Here is a 332-nt window from a genome sequence, read left to right as displayed (position 1 = left end):
AGCCTGATCCGTTACCAGTGAAAGTAACGTTCAGTCTATCTTTCTATCACATACCCAAATTTTTAAAGAACGATCTAGTCAAAGACTAGAAATCAACATTCATCACCGAACCGGTGGAATGCTCATTTCTAAGCTTTCAAACTTCAGAAGCAGTAGTGGTGGAGCCAAGCGGGATCGAACCGCTGACCTCCTGCGTGCAAGGCAGGCGCTCTCCCAGCTGAGCTATGGCCCCGTATTTCTACAGGCGTTTCCCACACAAAATTGGTGGGTCTGGGCAGATTCGAACTGCCGACCTCACCCTTATCAGGGGTGCGCTCTAACCAACTGAGCTA

General features: G+C 49.1%; 1 tRNA gene. It reads right to left on the bottom strand.

What is annotated here, in order from left to right:
* Positions 1 to 156 precede the first annotated feature (156 nt).
* A tRNA-Ala gene (locus AC0IXA_RS27255) sits at positions 157 to 232 on the bottom strand.
* Between the last annotated feature and the right edge of the window lie 100 nt (positions 233 to 332).

The sequence above is a fragment of the Pseudomonas sp. AC083 genome, from assembly GCF_979253165.1.
Note: the sequence above shows the minus strand (reverse complement) of the source record. Positions and strands in the feature narration are given on the sequence as shown.